Source organism: Photorhabdus sp. RM323S (assembly GCF_042879375.1).
GTDB lineage: Bacteria > Pseudomonadota > Gammaproteobacteria > Enterobacterales > Enterobacteriaceae > Photorhabdus > Photorhabdus tasmaniensis.
Window position 1 is genome coordinate 1 of sequence record NZ_JBHFKZ010000171.1, and the last position, 828, is coordinate 828.

The window sequence follows — 828 nt, forward strand, 5'->3', positions numbered from 1 at the left end:
ATGAGGAAAAACCATGAAAACCGGACTCCGCTTTTCCTGCACTATCGGCAATCTGGCACCCAAAACTTTTGCGGTCGTCAATTTTACATTAGATGAAGCGCTTTCATCGTTACTTACCCTGTCGCTGACCCTGGCGGCACCGCGCTCCGATATTGATACGGCGACCCTTCTGCTTCAAACCGCACAGTTCACCGTCACCCGTGACGATGTTTTACAACGTGAAGTGAACGGATTGATTGAAAGTGCGGTTATCGGGACCACAAACCGGCATCAAACGCTGTATCACCTGACCGTCAGGCCAGAAATGTGGCTGCTGACCCTCGATCAGGACAGCCGTATTTATCACCAGCTCAGTGTTCCCGACATTTTACACAGCATACTGAAACAGAAAAAACTCCAGGCCAATATACGTTTTAATGACCCGCACTCAGTACGGGAATACACCACCATGAAAAGGGAATCCTCCTATGATTTCTTCACCCGCCTGGCAGCGGAAGAGGGGATTTTCTTCTGGTTCGCCGATGATGGGCTCCATGTGAGCGACAGCCACTTACACATGAGGGCACCGGATACGTTGATCTACAACCCAGATGTCACCGACGTAACAGATGAAAATGTTATCTCCGGATGGTCTCTTGGCTCCCACATGCGCCCTGAATCCACCACTCAAAAAGACCGGAATTACCACAACCCCAATTATGCTTTGCAGCATAACGCCACCGATTATGAAGCAGAAAACAGCACGCCATTTCATATCTTCGAAAGTTACGGGCGTTTTCTGAAAAACAAAGAGGGCATTCCGTTTACTCAGTACCGGCTGGAAGCTTT

The 828-nt window shown here is 49.2% G+C and carries 1 protein-coding gene; it reads left to right on the top strand.

Annotation, left to right across the window (positions count from 1 at the left end; translation table 11 throughout):
* Nucleotides 1–13: 13 nt before the first annotated feature.
* The coding region (tssI, locus tag ACGF7G_RS22510; protein ID WP_387468512.1) for a type VI secretion system tip protein TssI/VgrG at nt 14–828 on the top strand (815 nt) is incomplete at its 3' end.